General features: G+C 63.7%; 29 protein-coding genes. 11 read left to right on the top strand and 18 right to left on the bottom strand.

All coding sequences use genetic code 11. From position 1 onward, the window contains the following. Positions 1-160 precede the first annotated feature (160 nt). From DC363_RS10870 to DC363_RS10845, 6 genes are all read left to right on the top strand, one after another. On the top strand, positions 161-661 hold the full coding sequence (locus DC363_RS10870) for an SH3 domain-containing protein (RefSeq protein ID WP_108641179.1): 501 nt from the start codon (positions 161-163) through the stop codon (positions 659-661). A gap of 35 nt (positions 662-696) precedes the next feature. Continuing rightward, the gene (locus DC363_RS10865) at positions 697-1,524 is read left to right on the top strand and encodes an SDR family NAD(P)-dependent oxidoreductase (RefSeq protein ID WP_108641178.1); all 828 of its coding nucleotides are present in this window, start codon (positions 697-699) and stop codon (positions 1,522-1,524) included. A gap of 58 nt (positions 1,525-1,582) precedes the next feature. Further along, on the top strand, positions 1,583-1,783 hold the full coding sequence (locus DC363_RS10860; RefSeq protein ID WP_108641177.1) for a twin transmembrane helix small protein: 201 nt from the start codon (positions 1,583-1,585) through the stop codon (positions 1,781-1,783). After that, the gene (locus DC363_RS10855) at positions 1,783-2,355 is read left to right on the top strand and encodes a cob(I)yrinic acid a,c-diamide adenosyltransferase (protein ID WP_108641176.1); all 573 of its coding nucleotides are present in this window, start codon (positions 1,783-1,785) and stop codon (positions 2,353-2,355) included. Before DC363_RS10860 ends, DC363_RS10855 begins: the two co-directional genes overlap by 1 nt. A gap of 185 nt (positions 2,356-2,540) precedes the next feature. After that, on the top strand, positions 2,541-3,299 hold the full coding sequence (locus DC363_RS10850; RefSeq protein WP_108641175.1) for an electron transfer flavoprotein subunit beta/FixA family protein: 759 nt from the start codon (positions 2,541-2,543) through the stop codon (positions 3,297-3,299). Continuing rightward, the gene (locus tag DC363_RS10845; RefSeq protein WP_108641174.1) at positions 3,299-4,222 is read left to right on the top strand and encodes an electron transfer flavoprotein subunit alpha/FixB family protein; all 924 of its coding nucleotides are present in this window, start codon (positions 3,299-3,301) and stop codon (positions 4,220-4,222) included. The genes DC363_RS10850 and DC363_RS10845 overlap by 1 nt, the downstream gene beginning before the upstream one ends. Positions 4,223-4,293: 71 nt before the next feature. On the opposite strand, the gene DC363_RS10840 is transcribed toward DC363_RS10845, so the two are convergent. Further along, positions 4,294-5,073 carry a DUF6473 family protein gene (locus DC363_RS10840; RefSeq protein WP_108641173.1) on the bottom strand — a complete coding sequence of 260 codons (780 nt, stop codon included), beginning with the start codon at positions 5,071-5,073 and terminating at the stop codon, positions 4,294-4,296. A 155-nt stretch (positions 5,074-5,228) separates the two neighbouring features. Between DC363_RS10840 and DC363_RS10835 the strand changes: the two genes are divergently transcribed. Next, a complete protein-coding gene (locus DC363_RS10835; RefSeq protein WP_108641172.1) occupies positions 5,229-6,104 on the top strand; it encodes a 3-hydroxybutyryl-CoA dehydrogenase in 876 nt (291 codons plus the stop codon). Here the strand turns inward: DC363_RS10835 and DC363_RS10830 are convergent. Genes DC363_RS10830 through DC363_RS10800 form a run of 7 tightly spaced genes read right to left on the bottom strand, consistent with a single transcriptional unit; the run spans position 6,101 to position 11,513 of the window. Further along, positions 6,101-6,979 (bottom strand): lysophospholipid acyltransferase family protein, encoded by an 879-nt coding sequence (locus DC363_RS10830; protein WP_108641171.1) that lies wholly within the window; start codon positions 6,977-6,979, stop codon positions 6,101-6,103. The two genes, DC363_RS10835 and DC363_RS10830, sit on opposite strands and share 4 nt — an antisense overlap. Before the next feature lie 34 nt (positions 6,980-7,013). Further along, complete coding sequence (locus tag DC363_RS10825; protein WP_108641170.1) at positions 7,014-7,283, bottom strand: HPr family phosphocarrier protein; 270 nt, start codon at positions 7,281-7,283, stop codon at positions 7,014-7,016. Positions 7,284-7,292: 9 nt separating this feature from the next. Next, positions 7,293-7,688: a PTS sugar transporter subunit IIA gene (locus DC363_RS10820; protein WP_108641169.1), complete on the bottom strand. Its 396-nt coding sequence runs from the start codon at positions 7,686-7,688 to the stop codon at positions 7,293-7,295. Positions 7,689-7,698: 10 nt separating this feature from the next. Next, a complete protein-coding gene (rapZ, locus tag DC363_RS10815) occupies positions 7,699-8,598 on the bottom strand; it encodes an RNase adapter RapZ (protein WP_108641168.1) in 900 nt (299 codons plus the stop codon). Between the two features lie 15 nt (positions 8,599-8,613). Then, positions 8,614-9,063, bottom strand: a complete 450-nt coding sequence (locus tag DC363_RS10810; protein WP_108641167.1) for an HPr kinase/phosphorylase — start codon at positions 9,061-9,063, stop codon at positions 8,614-8,616. Further along, positions 9,064-10,800, bottom strand: coding sequence for a sensor histidine kinase (locus DC363_RS10805; RefSeq protein ID WP_108641166.1), 1,737 nt, complete (start codon positions 10,798-10,800; stop codon positions 9,064-9,066). It lies immediately after the preceding gene. 11 nt (positions 10,801-10,811) lie between these two features. Further along, positions 10,812-11,513 (bottom strand): response regulator transcription factor, encoded by a 702-nt coding sequence (locus DC363_RS10800; protein WP_108641165.1) that lies wholly within the window; start codon positions 11,511-11,513, stop codon positions 10,812-10,814. A gap of 330 nt (positions 11,514-11,843) precedes the next feature. Here DC363_RS10800 and DC363_RS10795 point away from each other — a divergent pair, with 330 nt between their 5' ends. From DC363_RS10795 to DC363_RS10780, 4 genes are all read left to right on the top strand, one after another. Further along, positions 11,844-13,442: a phosphoenolpyruvate carboxykinase gene (locus DC363_RS10795; RefSeq protein WP_108641164.1), complete on the top strand. Its 1,599-nt coding sequence runs from the start codon at positions 11,844-11,846 to the stop codon at positions 13,440-13,442. A 9-nt stretch (positions 13,443-13,451) separates the two neighbouring features. Next, positions 13,452-14,003 carry a DUF3859 domain-containing protein gene (locus DC363_RS10790; RefSeq protein ID WP_108641163.1) on the top strand — a complete coding sequence of 184 codons (552 nt, stop codon included), beginning with the start codon at positions 13,452-13,454 and terminating at the stop codon, positions 14,001-14,003. A gap of 132 nt (positions 14,004-14,135) precedes the next feature. Then, on the top strand, positions 14,136-15,806 hold the full coding sequence (locus DC363_RS10785) for an acyl-CoA dehydrogenase family protein (protein WP_108641162.1): 1,671 nt from the start codon (positions 14,136-14,138) through the stop codon (positions 15,804-15,806). A 175-nt stretch (positions 15,807-15,981) separates the two neighbouring features. Then, on the top strand, positions 15,982-16,371 hold the full coding sequence (locus DC363_RS10780; RefSeq protein WP_108641161.1) for an META domain-containing protein: 390 nt from the start codon (positions 15,982-15,984) through the stop codon (positions 16,369-16,371). On the opposite strand, the gene recO is transcribed toward DC363_RS10780, so the two are convergent. From recO to DC363_RS10730, 10 genes are all read right to left on the bottom strand, one after another. Next, on the bottom strand, positions 16,368-17,096 hold the full coding sequence (gene recO / locus DC363_RS10775) for a DNA repair protein RecO (RefSeq protein WP_108641160.1): 729 nt from the start codon (positions 17,094-17,096) through the stop codon (positions 16,368-16,370). The genes DC363_RS10780 and recO overlap by 4 nt on opposite strands. A 9-nt stretch (positions 17,097-17,105) precedes the next feature. Beyond that, positions 17,106-17,438 (bottom strand): DUF1491 family protein, encoded by a 333-nt coding sequence (locus tag DC363_RS10770; protein WP_108641159.1) that lies wholly within the window; start codon positions 17,436-17,438, stop codon positions 17,106-17,108. After that, complete coding sequence (gene era, locus DC363_RS10765) at positions 17,435-18,355, bottom strand: GTPase Era (protein WP_108641158.1); 921 nt, start codon at positions 18,353-18,355, stop codon at positions 17,435-17,437. Before era ends, DC363_RS10770 begins: the two co-directional genes overlap by 4 nt. After that, positions 18,352-19,041 (bottom strand): ribonuclease III, encoded by a 690-nt coding sequence (rnc, locus tag DC363_RS10760; RefSeq protein ID WP_108641157.1) that lies wholly within the window; start codon positions 19,039-19,041, stop codon positions 18,352-18,354. Before rnc ends, era begins: the two co-directional genes overlap by 4 nt. Next, positions 19,038-19,856 carry a signal peptidase I gene (gene lepB, locus DC363_RS10755; protein WP_108641156.1) on the bottom strand — a complete coding sequence of 273 codons (819 nt, stop codon included), beginning with the start codon at positions 19,854-19,856 and terminating at the stop codon, positions 19,038-19,040. The genes rnc and lepB overlap by 4 nt, the downstream gene beginning before the upstream one ends. A gap of 64 nt (positions 19,857-19,920) precedes the next feature. Then, positions 19,921-20,340, bottom strand: coding sequence for a holo-ACP synthase (acpS, locus tag DC363_RS10750; protein ID WP_108641155.1), 420 nt, complete (start codon positions 20,338-20,340; stop codon positions 19,921-19,923). 24 nt (positions 20,341-20,364) lie between these two features. Beyond that, on the bottom strand, positions 20,365-20,820 hold the full coding sequence (locus tag DC363_RS10745; RefSeq protein WP_108641154.1) for a hypothetical protein: 456 nt from the start codon (positions 20,818-20,820) through the stop codon (positions 20,365-20,367). 76 nt (positions 20,821-20,896) lie between these two features. Further along, positions 20,897-21,649 carry a pyridoxine 5'-phosphate synthase gene (locus DC363_RS10740; RefSeq protein WP_108641153.1) on the bottom strand — a complete coding sequence of 251 codons (753 nt, stop codon included), beginning with the start codon at positions 21,647-21,649 and terminating at the stop codon, positions 20,897-20,899. Between the two features lie 42 nt (positions 21,650-21,691). Continuing rightward, positions 21,692-22,348, bottom strand: coding sequence for a DUF2062 domain-containing protein (locus tag DC363_RS10735; RefSeq protein WP_108641274.1), 657 nt, complete (start codon positions 22,346-22,348; stop codon positions 21,692-21,694). 32 nt (positions 22,349-22,380) lie between these two features. Continuing rightward, entirely contained in the window at positions 22,381-24,519 is a 2,139-nt protein-coding gene (locus DC363_RS10730) for a RelA/SpoT family protein (RefSeq protein ID WP_108641152.1), read from the bottom strand. Between the last annotated feature and the right edge of the window lie 14 nt (positions 24,520-24,533).

Here is a 24,533-nt window from a genome sequence, read left to right as displayed (position 1 = left end):
TCGTATCTATCCAACGCGCATTTGCACGACAACGGGGAAAGTGGCGTCCCCTTGCGGCAGGCCTGTTTTCCGGCTGCGCGCTTTTTCGCTTAGGGAACCATCGCCCACTTGATACGTTGGAAGGGCGAAGACGCAAACGAATCTCTGGGGGATTCTCGATATGAAAAGCTATGTGTGGTTGACGTTCGGGTTCATGGGCTGGGCTTTTTACGAAGCGTCCGGCGGGGCCGACTTCGTGCCCGAGCAGCGCAGGGTCGCTGACGCCGAAATCCAGCAAGAGGCGCCCGAGATGGTCACGCGGGCCGATACGACGACCCTTTTGTCAGTCTCGGCTTCAAACATCGTCGCCTCCCCGCCCGCGCCTGATGCCACGCAGATCGCAGCGGTTGCGCAAAAGCCCGCCACCCCGGCGGATGCGATGGTCGTGAAGGCCGCAGCCCCCGCCGCCGCTCCGCAGATTGACCTGCGTGAGGTTGCCGGATCACGGGTGAACATGCGCATCGGGCCGGGCACCAACCACGACGTCATCACCACGTTGGACGGCGGCACCGAGCTTGAGGTGTTGGAGGTTAACGCCGATGGCTGGGCCAATGTCACCACCACCGATCATGTTTACGAAGGCTGGATGGCCGCGCGGCTGCTGAGCGATCCGCAAATCTGATTGCGCGCCGCGCGCATTCGCGGCATCTGCCTTGCATGACAAAATCCATTCTGATCACGGGCTGCTCATCCGGCATCGGCCATGACGCAGCCCTTGGTTTGCGCGCTGCCGGCTGGCGGGTCTTCGCATCTTGCCGGCAAGAGGCCGACTGCACGCGGATGCGCGCGCTGGGGTTCGAAGCACCGCGCATCGACTATGCGGATCCCGCGACAATCGAGAGCGGTTTGGCCGAAGTCCTGACCGCGTCGGGCGGTACGCTGGACGCGCTGTTCAACAACGGGGCCTATGCGATCCCGGGCGCAGCCGAGGACCTGCCCCGCGACGCCCTGCGCGCGATATTCGAGGCGAATGTTTTCGGGGTCCACGACCTTACCTTACGCGTTCTGCCGGTGATGCGGGCGCAGGGGCACGGACGCATCGTTAACAATTCCAGTGTGCTGGGGCTGGTCGCCTTGCGTTGGCGGGCCGCTTATGTGACGACGAAATTCGCGCTTGAAGGGCTCACCGACACCCTGCGGCTCGAGTTGGCAGACACGGGCATCCACGTGATCACCATCGAACCGGGCCCTGTCACCTCGGACATCCGCAAGAACTCGATCCCGCACTTCGAACGCTGGATCGATTGGCGTGCCTCGCCCCGCCGTGCCCAGTATGAAAAGAGCCTGCTCAAGCGCCTTTATGACGGCGGCGGGCCGGACCGCTTCGAATTGCCCGCTTCGGCGGTGACCAAAAAGCTGCTCACGGCGCTGACCCACCCCAAGCCGAAGCCGCGGTATTACGTCACAACCCCGACCTATTTCATGGGGCTGATGCGGCGGATCCTGCCCACGCGGGCGCTGGACTGGATCGCGCGACAGGTCTGACCCTTCCTTTTTGCGACGATCCTGTTACCTGTTGCGCATTGCGACAAAGGACGAATCCATGGCCGACGATCCCCTCTTTCTCATCATAGTAGTTGCCTGCCTCGTGGTGGCGGGCATTCTGGTCTGGGGGATCAGCGTCTTTGGCTCGGGCGGGGACAGCAAGAAGTCCAACAAGCTCATGCAACTGCGGATCGCGGCGCAATTCGTGGCGGTGGTCCTGATCGTGGCCTTCGCTTGGTTCCGGATGGGGGGCAACTGATGGTCGTTCTCAACAAGATCTACACCCGCACCGGCGACGCTGGCGAAACGGCTTTGGGCAACGGCACACGGGTGGCCAAACACGACGCGCGGGTGAATGCCTATGGTACGGTGGACGAGACAAACGCCACCGTCGGGCTGGCGCGCCTGCATGCCAAGGGTGACATGGACGCCCAGCTGTCGATGATCCAGAACGACCTGTTCGATCTGGGCGCGGACCTGTGCCGGCCGGACATGGAAAAGGACGCCGAGGCGGACTATGCCTCGCTGCGCATGACAGACGCACAGGTGGCGCGATTGGAAACCGAGATCGACGCCATGAACGCGGCCCTTGCGCCGCTGCGGTCGTTCATCCTGCCCGGTGGCTCGGCGCTTGCGGCGCATCTGCACCTGTGCCGGACCGTTTCGCGCCGGGCGGAGCGGCTGGCCGTTGAACTGGCCGCGGTCGAGGCGGTGAACGACGCGGCGGTCAAATACCTCAACCGCCTGTCGGACTGGTTTTTCGTCGCCGCACGCATTGCCAACGACAATGGCGCGGACGACGTTCTCTGGGTTCCGGGCGCGAACCGCTAAAGACCGTCCGGATCTAATCCATTCGGACCTTGACTTGCTGAAAAATTTAAGGGTTTTTTCACAAACGCGACGTCAGGATCCGACGCCTTGTCGATTCTGACCTGTTCCGGCGGGCCGCGCTGCGGTATCCGGAACAGGAACTTGAAACCAGTGCGCCCTGCGCTGACCAACTGGAGATACCGCCGATGAAGGTCCTCGTACCCGTCAAACGCGTGATCGATTACAACGTGAAAGTCCGCGTCAAAGCGGACGGCAGCGGTGTTGATCTCGCCAACGTCAAGATGTCCATGAACCCGTTCGACGAAATCGCCGTCGAAGAGGCGATCCGCCTGAAAGAGGCGGGCAAGGTCGAAGAGGTCGTGGCCGTGTCCATCGGCGTCAAGCAAAGCCAGGAAACCCTGCGCACGGCGCTGGCCATGGGGGCGGACCGCGCCATTCTGGTCGTGGCCTCGGACGACGTTCACAACGATATCGAACCGCTGGCGGTGGCCAAGATCCTCAAGGCGATCATCGACGAAGAGCAGCCCGGGCTGGTTCTGGCCGGCAAACAGGCGATCGACAACGACATGAACGCCACGGGCCAGATGCTGGCCGCGCTGACCGGCTGGTCCCAGGGCACCTTTGCCTCCGAGGTCGACCTCGACGGTGAGCACGCCACCATCACCCGCGAAGTGGACGGCGGTCTGCAGACGATCAAGATCAAGATGCCCGCCATCGTGACCGTCGATCTGCGCCTCAACGAGCCGCGCTATGCTTCGCTGCCCAACATCATGAAGGCGAAAAAGAAGCCGCTGGATGAGAAGACGCCCGAGGATTACGGCGTCGACGTGTCGAACCGGCTCGAGATCGTGAAGACGGCCGAGCCTGAGGCCCGCGCCGCCGGCATCATGGTTGGATCGGTCGATGAGCTGGTCGAGAAACTCAAAGAAGCGGGGGCTGTGTAATGGCTGTTCTACTGTTTGCCGAAGTCAGCGACGGTGCGCTGAACATGGATGCGACCGCCAAGGCGATGACCGCGGCGAAGATGCTGGGCGAGGTGACGATCCTCTGCACCGGTGCCACCGCCAAGGACGCCGCCGATGAGGCCGCGACGTTGGGCGCGGCCAAGGTGCTGCTGGCCGAGGATGACACGCTGGGCCACCGGCTTGCGGAATCCACGGCCGATCTGATCGTCTCGCTTGCTGGCGATTACGAACACATCGTCGCCCCGGCGACCACCGACGCCAAGAACGTGATGCCGCGGGTCGCGGCCCTGTTGGACGTGATGGTGATCTCTGACGCCTCGGCCGTGGTCGACGGCGACACCTTCGAGCGTCCGATCTACGCGGGCAACGCGATCCAGACGGTGAAATCGAAGGACGCCAAGAAGGTTATCACTTTCCGCACCTCGACTTTCGATCCGGCGGAGACGGGCGGCACCTCCCCCGTCGAGACCGTCGATGTACCCGCAGGCTCGGGCCTGTCGGAATGGGTCGAGGACAAGGTGGCCGAAAGCGACCGGCCCGAGCTCACCTCTGCCGGGGTGGTCGTCTCGGGCGGGCGCGGCGTCGGCTCCGAGGACGATTTTGCGTTGATCGAGAAGCTGGCCGACAAGCTGGGCGCCGCTGTTGGCGCGTCGCGCGCGGCGGTCGATTCGGGCTATGCGCCGAACGACTGGCAGGTGGGCCAGACCGGCAAGGTCGTGGCACCGGACCTGTATATCGCTGTCGGCATCTCCGGCGCGATCCAGCACCTCGCCGGGATGAAGGACAGCAAGGTCATCGTGGCGATCAACAAGGACGAAGAAGCGCCGATCTTCCAGGTCGCGGACTACGGACTGGTCGCAGACCTCTTCGAAGCCGTGCCGGAGCTGACCGAGAAGCTTTAAGCCACAGGGTCCGCACATACAGAAGGCCCGCCGATCCGGCGGGCCTTTTTCGTTTCGGGTCTGCCCCTGCCCTAGAACAAAAGCGCGCAGAGCGGCCCCCGCAGGGCCTTGGCAATGTCGCCATGGGCCGCAGGCCCGAGCATCCGCATCGCGCTGACGCGTTCGAGCGGCGCAAAAGCCATCCCGTCAAGCTCGCCCGGCGCGGCCGTCACCTGCACGGCTGCGGCGGCACGCTGCTCTACCTTGGCCACCATCCCGGGCGTCACCAAGGCCGGCGCGACCTGCGGCAGCCACAACAGGATTACGGGGCCCGCCGACTGGCCGATCAGCACCTTCGTCCGCCGGACCCACGTCTGCTGCAGGTGCTGTCGCACCACGTCGAACCGGTCCGCATCGGCGGCGCGAAGCGCTTCGATCAGATGGCCGGTGAAGGCGATCTCGGCGAAATCCACCTCGGGAAACAGCGCCACGAGCTTGTCCGTCGGCGCGATGAACCGGTCGTTGCGGCGCGGATGGACCTTGTAGAAGGTGTTCGACAGGTTCACCGCGCCGGTCAACTCAAGCACGGTGGCCACCGCGTCATGGCACAGCGATTGCACCGCCGTGTCGCGCAAGAAGACATCCGGCCCCGCCGCCTGACAGCCAAGATTGACGCAGACCTCGCCCACTGCGGTTTCCAGCAGGTCGGGATAGGGCGTGTGGACGAACTTCGCAAAGGTCTCGGAGCCTCCGAGGCAGGCGATGAACCGCCCGTCCGTGGGGCGCAATGGCCCCCGGAACGGAAGATTCGACAGGCCATAGCGGCAGGGGGTCAGGCGCACTGCGCCTATCGGTTTTGTATCGGTTTTCATGGGTCCCACCCTTCTAAATTTACACTCACCACCGCCCCTTTTCTGCCGATTCCCTTGCCATCCGCTTAAAGTGTTAATTTGAGTCAAACGTCGCCCGCGGGGATTGAGGGCCACGGCGTGGACCCGTAAGGTGCGCGCAACAAAAGGATGGATATATGGCGATTGAACGGATCGGCGTCGTGGGCGCAGGGCAGATGGGCAACGGCATTGCCCATGTCTGCGCGCTGGCGGGATATGATGTTTTGATGACCGACATCAGCGAAGACGCGATGCAGGCGGCGATGCAGACGATCTCGGAAAACATGGACCGTCAGGTGGCCAAGGGGCTGATCACCGCGGACGAACAGGCGGAGGGGCTGCGCCGCATCAACACCACCCCGACGCTGACCGATCTGGGGCCGACGGACCTTGTCATCGAAGCCGCGACCGAACGTGAGACGGTCAAACACGCGATCTTCGAGGACCTGCTGCCGCATCTGAAGCCGGACACGATCCTGACCTCGAACACCTCCTCGATCTCGATCACCCGGCTGGCGTCGCGCACGGACCGGCCCGAGAAGTTCATGGGGTTCCATTTCATGAACCCCGTCCCCATCATGCAACTGGTCGAACTTATCCGCGGCATCGCCACGGACGCGGAAACCTTCGATGCCTGCAAGGGCGTGGTGGACCGGCTGGGCAAGACCTCGGCCACGGCCGAGGATTTCCCCGCCTTCATCGTCAACCGCATTCTGATGCCGATGATCAACGAAGCCGTCTATGCGCTTTACGAAGGCGTGGGCAACGTGCAGTCGATCGACACCTCGCTGAAACTGGGGGCGAACCATCCCATGGGGCCGCTCGAGCTTGCGGATTTCATCGGGCTGGACACCTGTCTGGCGATCATGAACGTGCTGCACGACGGACTGGCCGATACCAAATACCGCCCCTGCCCGCTGCTCACGAAATACGTCGAAGCCGGATGGCTGGGCCGCAAATCCGGGCGTGGCTTTTACGACTACCGGGGCGAAACGCCGGTGCCGACGCGCTAATCCTCTTTGAGGGAAAGCGTCCGCTCGCGCAGCCACGCCATGAAGGCGCGGGGGTCCTTGCCGCGCTCGGCCGCCTCTTCCGGCGGGATCGGCGCACCGATCACCGGCTTTTGCGGCTTGTCGAAGGCGTGGGCCACCTCATGCAAGAGCAGCCCTTGCCGCAGGGTCGGGCTGATCTGGTTGGCGATCTGATACCAGCGTGAATTGTTGCCCGGGAAATAACAGGGCACCACGGTCGCCCCGGACCGCTTGATCATCTTCGCGGTGAAGACGTTCCACTCGGCCTCGATCACCGGGCCGAACATGGTCTCAGAGGTGGCCACCACACCGGAGGGGAACAGCGCGATCAGCCCGCCCTTGCCCAGATGCTCCATCGCCTTGGCGCGCATTTCGATCATCTTGCGTTGGGCGTCCGCGTCATGGGGGAACGGCACGGGGATCATGTAGCTGCCCGCGGATTCGTCGATCCCGGTGAGCAAGCTGCGGGTCAGGATGCGGTAGTCGTTGCGGCGGCGCCCGATCAGGTCCGCGAGGATCATCCCGTCGACCATTCCGTGGGGATGGTTGGCGACAAAGACCACCGGCCCGGTTTGTGGGATATTGTCCAACTGCGCCCGCGGGGTCTGAACCTCGATCCCCATGGCGCGCATCGTCGCGGGCCAGAACGCCTGCCCCTTGTGGGTGCCCATCCGCTCAAACCGGCGCACACGGCGGATCACCTTGGCCTTGCCGGTCAGCCACTCAAGCGCGACGATGAACCAGCGTTTCACCGGGCTGTCGAAGGTCTCGGAATAGGTCAGCGACCGGCGGTCGTAAACGCGCGGGCTGTCCCCGTCGCTACGGTCCGGGGATGACTTTGAGGTGGTGTCGGTCAAACGCTGCTTCCTCGCCGATGCGGGTATGGGACGCCTAATCGCCTTCGCCGAACTTGTCCGCCACAAGCGCGTCAAGCGCGTCCATCAGCGCGTCCGCTTGCGGCCCCGAGGTTTCGACCTCGATCGAGGTGCCCTTGGACGCCGCTAACATCAACAGGCCCATGATGCTATCGCCATCTGCGGACATTCCGTCCTTGGACACCTCCGCGCGGGCGTCGAATTGTTCGACCACCTCGACAAACTTGGCCGACGCCCGCGCGTGCAGACCTTTGATGTTGGTGATGTCGAGGGTGCGTTGCGCCATATCAATCTTTCAGTGGTCGAATTCGATGGTGTGGCTGTCGATATACTTGCGGCCTGCGTCCATCGCGGCGGACACGGCGTCGGGCACCGACTTGCGGCGCGACTTGGCAAGTTTCACCAGCAAGGGCAGGTTCGCCCCGTAAAGAATACGACGGTTGCGGGGGCGGCAGGCGCGCAGGGACAGGTTCGAGGGGGAACCGCCGAACATGTCGGTGACGATGACAACACCCTCTCCGGTGTCGACAGCGTCGGCGGCCTTGCAGATCTCTTCCTGCTTGGCGGCGCGGTCGTCGTCGGGTGCGATGGTGATCGCGCGGATGCCCGATTGCTCGCCGATGACATGCTCCACCGCCGAAAGATACTCGGCTGCCAGTCCGCCATGGGCCACAATCACAATTCCGATCACGCCTGTTTCCTTACGATCCGCCAGAGGGGCGCGTATCGCCCTGCGCCCTGTCCAATTCACGATGTCGTTTAGACACCCGCCAACCTTTATCCGCAAGGGCCAAGGCAACCTGTTCGGTCACATAGACCGACCGGTGTTGCCCCCCCGTGCACCCGAACCCGACGCTCAGGTGCGACTTGCCCTCATCGCGGAACGCCGGCAGCAGCATTAGCATCAAATCGCAGACCTTGTCGAGGAAGGCCGCGGCCCGCGGGTCTGTCCGGATATGGTCGCCCACGGCGGCGTCGCGTCCGGTGAAGTCCCGCAGCGACGGCTCCCAATAGGGGTTCTTCAGAAAGCGGCAATCGAACGTCATATCAAGGCCTTTCGGCGCCCCGCGCTTGTAGGAAAACGACTGCAGGCTGACACCGAAAAGCGCGCTGCCTTCCTCTCCGAACCATTCGGTGAGCCGCGCCTTGAGCTCATGCGGCGAAAGGTCCGAGGTATCGAGGAGACATTCCGCCTGCGCGCGCAGCGGCGCTAGCAGGTCAGCCTCGCGCCGGATGCCCCGGATCGCCGGCTCATCCGGGGCGAGCGGGTGGCGGCGGCGGGTTTCGCTGTAGCGGCGGACCAGCGTATCCTCGCTCGCGTCGAGGAACAAAAGCTGCGGGTCGATGTCGCGGCGGCGGTGCAGCGCCGCCATGAGGTCGAGCACACCGCTGGTGGAAAAATTGCGGTTGCGCACGTCGACGCCGATGGCCAACGGGCGCGGAAGCTCCCCCTCGGTCAGGCGGGCGATCAGCGACAGGGGCAGGTTGTCAATCGCCTCGAACCCGAGGTCTTCGAGCACGTTGATCGCCGTAGAGCGCCCCGCCCCCGAGGGTCCGCTGACCACGATCAGCTTATGGGTTTTCGGGTTCACGTCCGTCATCTTATTTCTTTCGCGTCACAGGGTTCGACTGTGCAGCATATACTGGTAAAGCCCGTCGATGAAATGGGGCGTGTCGGCTTTGTGAAGCAGCCGGATCGGCGCCCCGAGGCAATCGGTCACACGCGGCTCTGGCAAGCGCGCCTGTTCCAGCGAGCCAAGATCCACGATCAGCGCCAAGGGCGCGGGCGGCGCGGCGGGCACTGTCAGGATGCCGATGCCCCGCGCCTCGATCCGGCCGGCGATGGTGGGCGGGCATGAGGCCAGAAGGCCACCGTCCGATCGCGCAAACCATGTGATGTCGTCGGCCAGCAAGGCAGCCCCCCGCCCCATCAAAGCCAGTGCCGCCCCGGACTTGCCGACCCTCGCGGGCCCGGCAAGAGCCACGGCACGGCCCGCGATCACGACGGTGCTGGCGTGAAGCTGAAGCTGTCCGTCCGGCGCGGGTCTGGGCGCGACCGAGAGCATTCAGACCGGAAGGCCGACCACGAAGCGCGCGCCCAAAGGCTCCGATCCGATGTCGGCATCGGTGGGGTGGATGTTCTCGGCCCAGATCACGCCGCCGTGGGCTTCGACAATCTGCTTGGAAATCGCCAGCCCCAGCCCGGAATTGTCGCCGAACTGCTGTTCGGGACGTTCGGAATAGAACCGCTGGAACACCTTTTGCAGCGCGCCTTCGGGAATCCCCGGGCCGGTGTCCTCAACCACCACCAGAACACGGTTTTCCCTGCGGCGGACCCAGACGCGGATCGCATCACCATCCTCGCAAAAGGAAATCGCGTTGGAGATCAGGTTGACGAAGACCTGCGCAAGCCGCCCTTCCAGCCCCATGATCTCGATCGAGCCTTCGGGCAGGTCGGAGATAAAATCGACGCCTTTTTCGCGCGCTTGATTGCCAAGATATTCAGTCAGATGATCCAGCGTTTTGAGCAGGTTAAAGGACTCCTCCTCCTCTTTCACCAGCTCGGAGTCCAGCCGCGAAGCGTTGGAAATGTCGCTGACCAGCCGGTCGAGGCGCTGCACGTCGTGTTCGATCACATCCAGCATCCGGTTACGCTGATCGTCGTTCTTGACCACCCGCAATGTGCCCACAGCGGATTGCAGCGAGGCCAGCGGGTTCTTGATCTCATGCGCCACGTCGGCGGCGAATTGTTCGTTGCCTTCAATGCGTTCGAACAGGGCGGAGACCATGCCGCGCATGGCACTGGATAGGCGGCCAATCTCGTCCGGGCGGCCGGACAGGTCGGGAATGCGGACCCGGTGCGGCGACATCTTGCGGGCGTTCTTCTCGCGCCCCAGTTCGGCCGCCTTGGCAAGGTCGGACAGCGGGAAGGCGATGGTGGACGCCAGAGCAAGGCTCATCACCACCGAGATCAGGATGCCGATCATGAACATCTGCAACAACTGCTCGCGGTCGCGGGCGACAAGGGCGTCAAGCTCACCGGGGGCAGAGACCAGCGCAACCACCCCGACGGGCGTGCCGCCCTGCTGCACCACGGGCGTCTGGGCGTTGAAATAGGACCGGCCCGAGCGGTCACGCCGCGTCTCGATCCAGGTGCCGCCGGCCAGGGTCTCGGGCACCTTCGCGGCAAGCGCCTCGGTCAGGTCCGGCTGTGCCGGAGCTGTGTTGTTGCGGAAAAGGCCCACGCCCCTGGACCACAGATCGCTCAGGATCTTGGTCAGGAACACGCCTTGCCGATCAAGTATGAGCCCGCGCACCGGCGGGTCCTCGGACACCGGATCGGAGCGGCGGTCGATCAGGTTGCCCTGAGTGTCGAACAAATAGACATCCACCCCGCCCCGCAGGTCGAGGTTTTCCAGCGTGATCCGCGCGTCGGCGCCATCTCCGGACATCAGGTTGACCGGTGCGCTTACCGGAAACTGCGCTTCGAACACGTCTGCGATCAGCTCAACCTCGTTCACCAGCGCGGAACTACGCTGATAGGCGAGGTTGTCCCGCGCGGGGTTGAGGTAAAGGACGCCCGCGACGACCACGATCAGCGCCAGCAGGTTGAACATGATGATCTTGCGCGCCAACGGGGACTTGCGCAGGTCCATCAGCCGCCGCCCGCGGGGGCGTTTGGCCAGCGGATCATCCGGCCGCGGCGCCACGAAGTCGTCCCCCAGAACGACACTGTTCGACGCCCGCGCCGCAGCGCGAACGGACTTCAGATCACGGACGTCGATTTTCGGGGCCACCGTCATGGGGTGCCTATCTATTCTTCGTTGTACCGGTAACCGATACCATACAACGTCTCGATGGCCGAGAACTCATCATCGGCGGTGCGCATCTTCTTGCGCAAACGCTTGATGTGGCTGTCGATGGTGCGGTCATCCACATAGACCTGATCGTCATAGGCCACGTCCATCAACTGGTCGCGCGACTTCACGAAACCCGGCCGTTGCGCCAGCGCCTGCAGCAACAAGAATTCCGTCACGGTCAAGGAGACGTCCTTGCCCTTCCACTTCACCGCGTGGCGCAGCGGGTCCATCGAAAGGTCCCCCCGCACAAGGGTCTTGGTTTCTTCCGTCTCTTCCACGTGATCGCCGGAAATCGCATCCTGCCGCCGCAACAGCGCGCGGATCCGCTCAACCAGAAGCCGCTGGGAAAACGGCTTCTTCACGTAGTCGTCGGCGCCCATGCGCAGGCCCAGAACCTCGTCGATCTCGTCATCCTTCGAGGTCAGGAAGATCACCGGCATGGTGGTTTTCTGCCGCAGCCGCTGCAGCAGGTCCATCCCGTCCATGCGCGGCATCTTGATGTCGAGCACGGCCATGTCCGGAAGGCGTTTGTTGAACGCATCCAGCGCTTGCTGGCCATCTGCATAGGTTTCCACGTCGAAGCCTTCAGCCTCGAGCGTGATTTGAACGGACGTCAGAATATTCCGGTCATCATCGACAAGTGCGATTCGTGACATGTTACTGCCCCTCTACTGCTCAGTTATTATTGCCTGTTTTTTCTTTGTCTTGCCCCACTTGCGCCAAGCGAATCAATGCAAAACTGAAAAATCCCGACAATCGCTGCCCCTATGTGGCCTTAAAATGGGTAACCAATGACTAATTTGTCTCACTTCCCTGCCGGATAATCCGCCGCGCGCGGCGGTCGCGGCGGGTGGCGCGCTATGTGGTGGCGCTAACTTCGGCTTGATTGCGCTAACTGTGACAAAGGCATCTGTTCACCCGTTGAAGCTGCATGTTAAGCCCGACCCATGGGGCGGTTTGCCCCGGTATATTCTAGGAGTGAGACAATGGACCACGGCACGGTCAACCCTTCCATGAAGCTGCCCGATCAGGGCATCAGCGGTTTGGGCCACGTCTATTACAACTACTCCGCCGACGATCTGATCGCCGAAGCGCTCAAGCGTGACGAAGGGCAGCTGGGCAAGGGGGGCACCTTTCTGGTGGCCACCGGCAAGTTCACCGGCCGCTCGCCCAAGGACAAGCACATCGTCCGGTCGGCCACCACCGAAGACACGATCTGGTGGGACAACAACGCCGCGATGGAGCCGGCGAAGTTCGACGTGCTTTATGACGACGTGATCGCCCATATGGCTGGTAAGGACTACTTCGTGCAGGACCTGTTCGGCGGCGCCGACCCCGCCCACCGGGTGGACGTGCGCTTCGTGACGGAACTGGCCTGGCACGGGCTGTTCATCCGCCATCTGATGCGGCGCCCCGAGGCGTCCGACGTGGAAGGCTTCACGCCGGAATGGACCGTCATCAACTGCCCGAGCTTCAAGGCCGACCCCGAGCGGCACGGCTGCCGGTCCGAGACCGTCATCACGATGAATTTCGACCGCAAGATCATCCTGATTGCGGGCACGGAGTACGCGGGCGAGAACAAGAAATCGGTCTTTACGCTGCTCAACTATCTGCTGCCCGAGAAAGGCATCATGCCGATGCACTGCTCGGCCAACCACGCCAAGGACAATCCTGTCGACAGCGCCGTGTTCTTCGGCCTGTCCGGCACCGGCAAGACGACCCTGTCCGCCGACCCCAACCGCACGCTGATCGGCGATGATGAGCACGGCTGGTCCGACCGCGGCATCTTCAACTTCGAGGGGGGCTGCTACGCCAAGACCATCGGCCTCAACCCCGAGGCCGAGCCGGAAATCTACGCCACGACGCAGATGCCCGGCACGGTGATCGAGAACATGGTGTTCGACCCCGAAACGCTCGAGCTCGACTTCGAGGATGACAGCCTCACGGCCAACATGCGCTGCGCCTATCCGCTGGATTACATCAGCAACGCTTCGGACACGGCGCTTGGCGGCCATCCGAAGAACATCATCATGCTGACCTGCGATGCCTTCGGCGTCCTGCCCCCCATCGCGCGGCTGACCCCGGCGCAGGCGATGTATCACTTCCTGTCTGGCTTCACCTCGAAGGTCGCGGGCACCGAACGCGGCGTGACCGAGCCCGAGCCCACATTCTCGACCTGTTTTGGCGCCCCCTTTATGCCGCGCCGGCCCGAGGTTTACGGCAATCTGCTGCGCAAGAAAATCGCAAGCCACGGCGCGACCTGCTGGTTGGTGAACACCGGCTGGACCGGCGGCGCCTATGGCACCGGCAGCCGGATGCCGATCAAGGCGACGCGGGCGCTGTTGACCTCGGCGCTGAATGGCACGCTGGTCGAGGGCCAGTTCCGCAAGGACGCCAACTTCGGCTTCGACGTGCCGGTGGCTTGTGACGGTGTAGACGACAGCCTGTTGAATCCGCGCAGCACTTGGGCCGATGGCGACGCCTATGACGCACAGGCGCAAAAGCTGGTGACCATGTTCGCCGACAATTTCGCGCAATACGTGCCGTTCATCGACGAAGACGTCAAAGCCGCCGCGATCGGTTAGGTCCGATTGATGCGCCTGCTTTTGACTACGGTTTGCGCCCTCACCCTTGGTGGGGGCGCTGCTGTTTCGCAGGACGCCACCTCTACCTCGCCCCGTCTGGGGTTCTTCAAGGCCGGTGTGCTTTGCGCGCAGGACAGCCTAGAGACGCGCGCCGCACCGGACACCGTCGCCGGAACCACCCATGTCATCGACGAAGCGCCGCCCTTCGTCAGCCCCGGCCCGCGCGTTCCGGCGGTGATCGGCATCGGCTTTGGCGTGCGCGCGGGGCTGAAGGGGGACTTCGGGCAGGACGGCGTGACGATGACTGTGACCCATCCGCCGTTCACCGGTGCGGGCAAGGGGGCCACGCGGCAAAGCTTCGTCACCAGCCTCAGCACGTCGCACTCCCCGAGCATCACCTTCTATCAATTCGATTACCCCTATGAGCTTGCCTTGGGCGAATGGACGATGACCGCGGAAGCGGCGGGGGAAATTCTGTATCAGGTGTCGTTCACCGTCGTGCCGCCCGCCGCCCTGCCCGAGCTTGCCAACGCTTGCGGGTATCAGGATCCGCTGTCCTGAACCAAAAGGACGCGCCTGCCGACCACGCACCCAATCGGTTACTTTCGTTCGCATCCCACCGACGAGACGAATTATTATTGCGCTGCAATCGCAAAGCAGATATTGCTGCACCTGCACAACAAAGGAGTCGCCATGCCCCTCGACGCCCATAACCGCCCCGTTGTCCTGCCGGATCTCCTGAGCACCACCGCCGAGGCGCTGCCCGTCCTGCACGAGCTTCTGGATGCGGCCAAGTCTTGCCTGCAAGAGCTGGTCGTCGTCGACGGTCGCGTCTCGGCCGCGCGGATTGAGGTGGAGCAGACTGCATCACACGGGCTGGCATGGCTCGCGACCTATGTCGAGGCTTTGGCCCAGATGCAGGCTTGGGCCGAAAAGCTCAACGCGCAAGGCACCTTTGGCGAGGTCGAGCAACTGATCCACCAGATCGCCTTCGGTGAATACACAGCCCAGATCGCGGGCGGCATCCCGATGAATCAGGGTGAAATCCTGCGACTTTCCGACATTGGGCTGAGCGACGATCAGATGGGCAGCCTGCGGCGCGGAGCGGCGGCGACCCTGATCCAGCGCGGCAACACGCAACAGGCGCGGCTGCGGCTCGTGACCTTGGTGCAGGAACGCAGCGCCGAGGTGACGATCGGCGCGACCGGACTGGAAGACGAGCTTGAGATGATCCGCGACCAGTTCCGCCGCTATGCTGTGGAAAAGGTCGAACCCTACGCGCAGGACTGGCATCTGAACGACGATCTGATCCCCATGGACGTGATCGACGAACTGGCCGAGATGGGGGTCTTCGGCCTGACGATCCCCGAGGAATACGGCGGCTTCGGCCTGTCCAAAGCCTCTATGTGCGTCGTCTCCGAAGAGCTGTCGCGCGGCTTCATCGGCGTGGGCAGCCTTGGGACCCGGTCCGAGATCGCGGCGGAGTTGATCCTTGCAGGTGGCACGGAAGACCAGAAGCACCACTGGCTGCCCGCGCTTGCGAGCGGTGAGAAGCTGCCCACCGCTGTGTTCACCGAGCCCAACACCGGATCGGACCTTGGCGCCCTGCGCACCCGCGCGGTGAAAGAGGGCGACGACTACCGGATCACCGGCAACAAGACCTGGATCACCCACGCCGCGCGCACCCATGTGATGACGCTTCTGGCGCGAACCGATCCGGCCTCGTCGGACTACAAGGGTCTGTCGATGTTTCTGGCCGAGAAAACCCCCGGCGACGACGCCAACCCCTTCCCCACCGACGGGATGACCGGCGGCGAGATCGAAGTGCTCGGCTATCGCGGCATGAAGGAATATGAGCTGGCCTTCGACGGGTTCGCCGTGAAGGGAGAGAACCTTCTGGGCGGCGAAGAGGGCAAGGGCTTCAAGCAGTTGATGGAAACCTTCGAGAGTGCGCGCATCCAGACCGCCGCCCGCGCCGTGGGCGTGGCCTGTTCGGCGCTGGACGTGGCGATGCAATACGCGCAGGACCGCAAGCAGTTTGGCAAGAGCCTTATCGAATTTCCCCGCGTGGCCAACAAGTTGGCGATGATGGCAGTTGAGATCATGATCGCGCGGCAGCTCACTTACTTCTCGGCCTTCGAGAAGGATGAGGGGCGGCGCTGCGACGTCGAGGCGGGGATGGCCAAACTGCTGGGCGCGCGTGTGGCATGGGCGGCGGCGGACAACGGGTTGCAGATCCACGGGGGCAACGGGTTCGCGCTGGAATACAAGATCAGCCGCATCCTCTGCGACGCCCGCGTCCTCAACATCTTTGAGGGTGCCGGCGAAATACAAGCTCAAGTCATCGCGCGCCGCATCCTCTAGCCACACCGCGCAATCGGTCCAGTGGACCGATTGGACGCCGGCACGCGAAACACAAGGATACGTGATCGCACCGCCACGCGCCGTCCCGCCGCCTTTCGGCAGGAAACCACGCAGGGGCCGACCCGCCCCGCACACGTGGCTTTACATCCGCGGTGTGCGGTTTAGCTAAGGCGGCATGAAACAGATCATCGCACTCACGTCTTTCGCATTGGCGACCGCATGCCTCCCCGGTGGGGCGACCTCGGACTATCCGGTGGGCGAGCCAGAATATCACCTTGTCGAACTGGACGGCGCCGCCTTCACCGAGACGGCCACCATCCAGTTTCCCGAAGCGGGCCGCGTTGTCGGTCAGGCGCCGTGCAACAGCTACTTCGGCAGCCTGACCAGCGAATACCCGACCTTTGCGCTTGACGCGGTGGGGGCGACAAAAATGGCCTGTCCGGATCTGGTGGCCGAGGATACGTTCTTTGCTGCGCTGGAAGAGATGACGACCGCGGAGTTGAACGACGCGGCGCTGATCCTGTCCAACGGCGACGGCCGCAAGATGGTCTTTGAGCCGCGTTAACCAAACCGCTCCATAACGGACAAGAGCCGCTGGCGGGCCTCTGGCAGGGGCCGGTCGCCAAGCGAGCGGGCAAGGTGGTTGTGCAGGAAGTGCCCCGTGGTCCGCAGCGCTTCGAGAATGTCGGGAATGTCGGCTTCTCCCTTGCCGAGCAACACATGCGGCAAGGGCAGCAGACGGTCGGCCCAGTCACCGGCGGCGGTGCGGGACACCGCCCGCCCCGTGCGCGGTGAGACATAGAACAGATCGTCGTTCTGGCCCGAGACCGCGCAGGCGGTCAGGTCAAGGGCGAAGCCCATCTCTTCCAGCAGGGCCACCTCCCATTGCAGATAGGCCATCGGCCAGACGTCGTTCTGGCCCAAGAGATCAAGAAGCGCCACAGAGCGTGCATAAAGCGGCGGATGCGCCTCTCTGTCGGGCAGCACAAAGGCCAGCAGCGCGGTGACGGCGTTGAGGCCCGCCAGCGCCAGCCGGTCCTGCATGACGAGTGCGGCGCGGCTGCGCACCGGCTCTACGGTGAAACTGCCCAAATGGCTTTCCAGCCGCGCTTTCCACGTCACATCAAGCTGCGCACCGGGTTGCAGAAGCGGCGCAATCTTCCGGCTGGTGCCGCCGCGCACAATGCCCGATGCCTTGCCCATGCTCTCGGTGAAAACCTCGATGATCGCGGCGGTCTCACCGTGTTTGCGGACCTTCAGCAGGGCCCCCTGATCGCGCCATTCTATCATGGGGCAAGCCTAGGTCAGCGAGGGGTCATCAAGCAAATGCCGCCCCTGACGATCCTCGACTTCGATCACCCAGAGATCGGGGTCAAAACCGGATTGACGGTCGAGCGAGGCATCGACGTCAGCTTCATCGCCTTCGGCCAGCGGCACCCAAGCGCGCTCACCGCTCATCAGATCGAACTGCCGTTGGAAGGCCTGCGCCCGCCCGTCGAGGGTGTTGAGCTTGACGAGAACCGCACCGGCCGTTGCGTCGCCCTTACGGACAACAAAGGCGGGAATGTCGAGAAGGCGAAGGCGGGTCAGATAGGCGGCGACCCAAAGCTCGGAGGTGAGGCGTGCGCTCACACGTTGCCGTCCTTGAAGTCGAGGCCCATTTCCGAGTAGCGCTCGGATTCCTCAAGCCAGCCGGGGCGCACTTTGACCTGCAAGAACAGATGCACCTTGCGGCCCATGAACTCCATCAATTCCGCGCGGGCGGCTTGGCTGACGGCCTTGATCGTCTCACCGCGGTTGCCCAGCACGATGCCTTTGTGGCCGTCGCGCATGACATAGATGATCTGGTCGATCCTGGCAGAGCCGTCCTTGCGCTCTTCCCAGTTCTCTGTCTCGACGGTGAGTTGGTAGGGCAATTCTTGATGCAGCCGCAGGATGAGCTTTTCGCGGGTGATTTCGGCGGCGATCATCCGCATGGGCAGATCGGCGATCTGGTCCTCGGGGTAGAGCCATGGTTCTTCCGGCATCTGCTCGGCCAGCCAGTGGCGCAGGGTGTCGACGCCGTGGCCCCGTTCGGCCGAGATCAGGAAGGTTTCGGCAAAGGGAAAGCGGTCGTTGAGCTCTTTGGTCAGACCCAGCAGCACCGGCGATTCGACCCGGTCGATCTTGTTGATGGCCAGCGCGATGGTGCGGTTGGTGCCGACCTCGGCCAACCGCTCGAGAATGGCTTCCACCCCCTTGGTGATGCCGCGGTGCGCTTCGATCAGCAGGACGACCACATCGGCATCGGCAACGCCGCTCCAGGCGGCGGCAACCATGGCGCGATCCAGCCGGCGTTTCGGCTGGAACAGGCCGGGGGTGTCGACGAAAACGATTTGGCTGTCGCCTTCGATGGCCACCCCGCGAATGCGCGCGCGGGTGGTCTGGACCTTGTGCGTCACGATCGAGACCTTGGCCCCGACCATGCGGTTTAGAAGCGTGGATTTGCCTGCGTTCGGCTCTCCGATAAGGGCCACGAAGCCGGCGCGGGTCTGCGGGGTCTCGGTCATGTGTCGTCTCCTTGGACGCGGGCCAAAAGGGCCTTCGCAGCGGCCTGCTCGGCCTGACGTTTGCTGGGGGCGCGGGCCTGTTCGGCGGGGCCGGATTGCAGGCGCGCCTCGATGGTGAAGACCGGCGCATGATCGGGCCCGTCGCGGTCGATTTCGACGTATTTCGGCGGCTCTTCACCCTGGCCCTGCGCCCATTCCTGCAAGGCGGACTTCGGGTCGCGGGCGTCGGCCTCGACGTTCTCGATCCGGTCCCCCCACAGGGCGATGATCCGCGCCTGTGCGGCCTCGAACCCGGCATCCAGATAAACGGCGGCGATCACCGCCTCCATGGCATCGCCAAGCAAGGCCTCTTTCCGGCGGCCGCCGGTGAGCATCTCCGACCGGCCCAGTTTGATCACATCGCCCAGTTGGATCTGGCGGGCCACGTCGGCGCAAGCTTCCTTGCGGACAAGGGCGTTGTAGCGCGGGGCCAACAGACCCTCGGGCGCGGTGGGGTCGGCCTTGAGCAGCGCCTCGGCCATCACCAGTCCCAACACACGGTCGCCGAGAAATTCCAGCCGCTGGTTGTCGTCACGATGGGGCGAGGACATGGAAGAATGGGTCACGGCGCGGATCAGCAGTTCCGGCTTGGCGAAGCTGTGGCCAAGCCGGTCCTGAAAGGCGCGCAGTGGGGCCGAGAGTTTCACTCGACCGCCTTGAAGAACCGGTCGGACCGCCAGGTCCAGAACGCAAGTAGCGACCGCCCCGCGGACGAGAACATGATCCGGTCGGCGCGGCCGACGATATCCTCATACGGGACGAAGCCCACCCCGCGCGACACCTGCGGCACGCGGCTGTCGGATGAGTTGTCGCGGTTGTCACCCATGAAGAAATATTGCCCCTCCGGCACGGTGAAGACGCCCGTGGAATCAAGATCGCGGTCGCCGATGTTGAGGACACTATAGCTCACCCCGTTGGGCAGAGTCTCGGTATGGCGTTGCTTGAGGCATTCGGCGCCAAGGCCCACGGCCCCGTTCGAGCACCGCGGCAGGCTGCCCTGACTGCCCTGCCGTTCCATCGTCTCAGAAAACAGGCCGGCTTGCGTCTGCGGCACGGTTTCGCCGTTGAGAATGATCTGCCCGTCACGCATCTGCACGGTATCGCCCGGCAGGCCGATCAGACGTTTGATGAAATCGCGCCCGGTGACGGGGTGACGGAAGACCACGACATCGCCGCGCTCGGGCTCGGAGCCGAACAGACGCTCATTGCTGCCTTTGAAAGCACCGCAGAAATCCTCGGCGTCCACGTCCAGCCCGATGGCGGGAATGATGATCGAGGGGCAAGAGGCATAGGAATAGCCGTAAGCCATCTTGTTGACGAACAGGAAATCGCCGATCAGCAGCGTCTCTTTCATGGAGCCCGATGGAATCCAGAACGGCTGGAACAGGAAGGTGCGGAACACGCCCGCGATGAGCAGCGCGTAAACCACTGTTTTGACAGTCTCTTTAATGGATGCCCACACTGGCCCGGCCTCATGTTCTTTGTCATTGAAATTTGCCGTTATGTGCGCGTGTGGGGGGCGCGAGTCAACCCGTCTCGGCCTGTGGGACAAGGGGCCGCGCTTCGATCACGACGAAAGCCTGCGCCCAAGGATGATCGTCGGTCAGGGTCACATGGATGATCGCCTCATGCCCCGGGGGCGTCATGTCGTCCAGCCGCTCTTTCGCCCAACCGGTCACGGCCATGATCGGTTGGCCTGTGGGCAGGTTGCTGACGGCCATGTCCTTCCACGCGATGCCCATGCGCAATCCGGTGCCCAGTGCTTTCGAGCAAGCCTCTTTCGCGGCCCAGCGTTTGGCATAGGTTCCGGCCACATCGCGGCGGCGGTTGGCCTTGTGTTGTTCGACATCGGTAAACACGCGATTGCGGAACCGGTCGCCGAACCGGTCCAGCGTGCCCTGAATGCGTTCGATATTCGCAAGATCGGTGCCGATGCCAAGGATCATGGGTGGCTTGCCTTCGGGGCGTTGTTACTCATTGCCCAGCTCTTCGGATACCGTCACCTCACCCGTGGCCTGATTGACCGTTATCGTGACCAAAAGAGAGTTCTGAAAGCTTTGTTCGGGCTGGTAGATCGCGGCCGGAACGGTGAGGGTCAAGCCCGTCGCCGGGTCATAATCGGCCTCGAGCCCGTCAAAGGTGACGCCGGAATAGCCCAGCCCTGAATCGCGGCTGATGACGGTGCAGCTGCGCCCCCCGAGTTCGTCAAAGGGCGGGTGCAGGATCAACAGGTGAAACGCCGCAACAGCCGGTTCAATCGCATCCAGCAGCGCCACCCGCACGGCCCCGTTGGCGAAGGTTGTGCTGTTCTCCTCCCACGGTTCAACGATGGCGTCGGCGCGGGCAAGGGTGTCGCAAGGGGCGGACATCTGCGCGGCGGCAGGGCCCGACAACAGGGCGGCAAGGATTGGCAGGGCGAAACGCATGGCAGTCTCCTTCAAATGGGTCGCGGCGTGACCGGCGGGCGCGGGTCCCATAGCCATCCGCAGCAACGATGCCGCGTCAGGCGCGCGCCTCCTCCATCAGGCGGCGCATCTCGGCGATGGCCGCAGGCAGGCCGCGAAAGATCGCCTCACCAATCAGGAAGTGGCCGATGTTCAGCTCGCGCACCTCGGGGAAGGCCGCGACCGGTTGCACCGTGTCATAGGTCAGCCCGTGGCCCGCGTGAACCTCAAGCCCCAGATCATGGGCATAGGTCGCCATCTCGCGCATCTTCGCAAGCTCGGCGTCGCGGGTGGCGAAATCCCCCTCGGCGTGGGCGTCGCAATAGGCGCCGGTGTGAAGTTCGATGACCTGCGCGCCGATCCGGTGGGCGGCGTCGATCTGGCGCGGGTCGGCGGCGATGAAGATCGACACGCGGCAGCCTGCCTCGCGCAGGGGGGCGATGAAATGGGCCAGCTGGTTTTCCTCGCGCGCGACCTCAAGCCCGCCCTCGGTCGTCCGCTCTTCGCGCTTTTCCGGCACGATGCAGACCGCGTGGGGTTTGTGGCGCAGGGCGATGCGCTGCATCTCGTCCGTGGCGGCCATCTCGAAGTTGAGCGGCACCGACAGCGCATCCATCAGCGCGTCGATGTCCTTGTCGCTGATGTGGCGGCGATCTTCGCGCAGGTGGGCGGTGATGCCGTCGGCCCCGCCCTGCTCGGCCAGAAGCGCCGCGCGCACCGGGTCGGGCGTGTCGCCGCCGCGGGCATTGCGCACGGTGGCCACGTGGTCGATGTTCACGCCAAGGCGCAGGTTCGAGCTGGATTTGGACAAATGTCACCCCCCTGAATCCGGACCGGGGCCCGTTACCGTGATCTAACCTTCGTCCGGGGGATTTTGCAACTGGCTGAGTTTCTCGCGCAACTGCTTGCGGCGCCGGTTCTGATAGGCGCGGATCAGCGGCACCGACAGGTAATAGGAGACCGACGCGCACAGGATGCCGGGCAGAACGCCGCCGACAAGATAGGGATAGAACACCTCGTCGTAGAACTGCGTCAACCCGCGCCAGTCCATCCGGTCATCGGTGAAGATCGACACGAAATTGTGCCACAGATCATCAAAGGCGTTCTGGAACTGGCAGGTGATATAGCAGGCCGGCTCTCCGGGGCGGACGTCGATCAGCGCGCGGTCCAGCCGGGTGCCCAGCATCCAATGCCCCGTGGTCAGCGCCACATAGGCAATCGGGATGTAGGTCAGCGGATTGCCGAAGAACGTCGCCATCAACGAGGCAAGGATATTGCCGCGCATGACCGTGGCGATGGCGGCGGCGACGAGGAAATGCAGCCCGTAGAACGGTGTGAAACTGGTGAAGACGCCGGCCCAGATCCCGCGAGAGATCTTCTCGGGCGTGTCGGGCAGACGCCGGACCCGGTGCCGCACATATTGCGCCGCCCGCCCCCAGCCGCCACGGGGCCAGAGGAATTCCAGCAGTACCCGCCAGAGAGGTCGCCTGTCTCTGCGTCTGAAGACCACCTGTTCAACCACCTTTGCCCGGCTTCGGGCGACTAGCTTTGCCGTTGCACCTGCCCTGCGCGATTGGGGTCGCGGTGCCGTGCGATCGCGGCCACGTTGCTGTCCGCCTCAAGCACGTTCATGATCACGTGCATATGTTCTGTGTCCCGCAGGTCAACCTCGATCAGCAGGCGGAAGTAATCGGGCTTGCGGTCGATGAACACCAGATCCGAGATATTGGCGTCATTCTCGCCGATGAGGGTGCAGATCCGGCCCAGAACGCCCGCGTCGTTGGTGATCGTCATTTCCAGCGTGATCGTGTTGGTCGGTGAGTGCGTCCCCTCTTGCCAGCGCAGATCGATCCAGCGTTCGGGCTGGTCTTCGAGCGTGGCCAGCACATCGCAGTCGATGGCATGGACGACGACACCTTCACCGCGATAGGTGATGCCGACGATCCGCTCTCCGGGGATCGGCTGGCAACATTGGGCGCGGCGGTGGGTCTGGTTGGCTTCAAGCCCGACGACGGCGCGGCGCGACTCGATCTCGTTTCCGGCGGATTTTGCCAGCTCGGGGTAGATCGCCGTCACCACATCGCGGGACGTGATCTCGGCCGCGCCGACCCGCTCAAGCAGATCATCCACATTGCCCAGACCGAGGAACTTTCCGGCGGTCTTGAGCGCCTTGTCCGTGGCCGATTTGCCCACGTTCTCAAAGCCCACGCGGACCAGTTCACGGCCCAGCCGGATGAACCGTTCGCGGTCCTCTTCGCGCAAGGCGCGGCGGATTGCGGTCTTGGCGCGTCCGGTGACGGCGATGTCGATCCACGTGGCCTGCGGGCTTTGTCCCTCGGCGGTGATGACCTCGACCGACTGGCCGTTCTTGATTCGGGTCCAGAGCGGCACGCGCAAACCGTCGATCTTGGCGCCGACGCAGGCGTGCCCGATGCGGGTGTGGATGGCATAGGCGAAATCGATCGGCGTGGCGCCCCGCGGCAGCTTGATCACGTCGCCCTTGGGCGTGAAGCAGAACACTTGGTCCTGATACATCTCGAGCTTGACCATATCGAGGAATTCGCCGTGGTCGTGATCCTCATCCAATCGTTCGGTCAGCTGCGCGATCCAGCGGGCGGGATCGACCGCGAAGCGGTTCTCGACGCGGATGCCGTCGCGGTAGGACCAGTGCGCGGCGACGCCGGCCTCGGCCACCTCGTGCATCTCGACGGTGCGGATCTGCACCTCGACCCGTTTGCCGTCGCGGCCCGACACGGTGGTGTGCAGCGACCGGTAGCCGTTGGATTTCGGCTGGCTGATGTAATCCTTGAACCGCCCCGGCACCGCGCGCCAACGCTGGTGGATCGCCCCCAGCGCAAGGTAGCAATCGGTCTCGGTCTGGGTGATGACGCGAAAGCCGTAGATGTCGGACAGGCGGGAGAAGCCCTGCTCCTTCTCCTGCATCTTGCGCCAGATCGAATAGGGCTTCTTGGCCCGGCCATAGATGTCGGCGGCGATGCCCGCCTTCTCCATCTCGAGCTCCATGTCGGTCTGGATCTTCTCGATGACGTCGCCGGTTTCACGCTGCAGGGTGATGAAGCGGCGGATGATGGAATTGCGCCCCTCGGGGTTGAGGACGCGGAAGGCAAGGTCTTCAAGCTCCTCGCGCATCCACTGCATCCCCATGCGGCCCGCCAGCGGCGCATAGATGTCCATCGTCTCGCGCGCTTTCTGGGCCTGCTTGTCGTCGCGCATGGACCTGATCGTGCGCATGTTGTGTAGCCGGTCCGCCAGCTTGACCAAGGTCACGCGCAGATCGCGCGACGTCGCCATGAAGAGCTTGCGGAAATTCTCGGCCTGCTTGGTCTCGGTCGAGTGCAGTTGCAGGTTGGTCAGCTTGGTGACGCCATCGACAAGCTCGGCGATCTCGGTGCCGAACCGCTCTTCCACCTCGCTGAAGGTGGCTTTGGTGTCCTCGATCGTGTCGTGCAGCAGCGCGGTGATCAGCGTCGCATCGTCCATCTGCTGTTCGGCAAGAATGGCGGCGACGGCGACCGGATGGGTGAAATAGGGCTCACCGGAGTGACGGAACTGGCCGTCGTGCATCTCAGCGCCGAAGGCAAAGGCATCGGCGATGAGCTTGGCATTGGTTTTCGGGTTATAGGTGCGGACCAGCGTGATCAGGTCATCAGCAGTGATCATGCCGGGGGTGCCGC

The sequence above is a fragment of the Thalassorhabdomicrobium marinisediminis genome (genome assembly GCF_003072065.1).
GTDB classification, from domain to species: Bacteria; Pseudomonadota; Alphaproteobacteria; order Rhodobacterales; family Rhodobacteraceae; genus Octadecabacter; species Octadecabacter marinisediminis.
The sequence above is the reverse complement of the archived record's forward strand: the minus strand, read 5'-3'. Positions and strand labels throughout refer to the sequence as shown.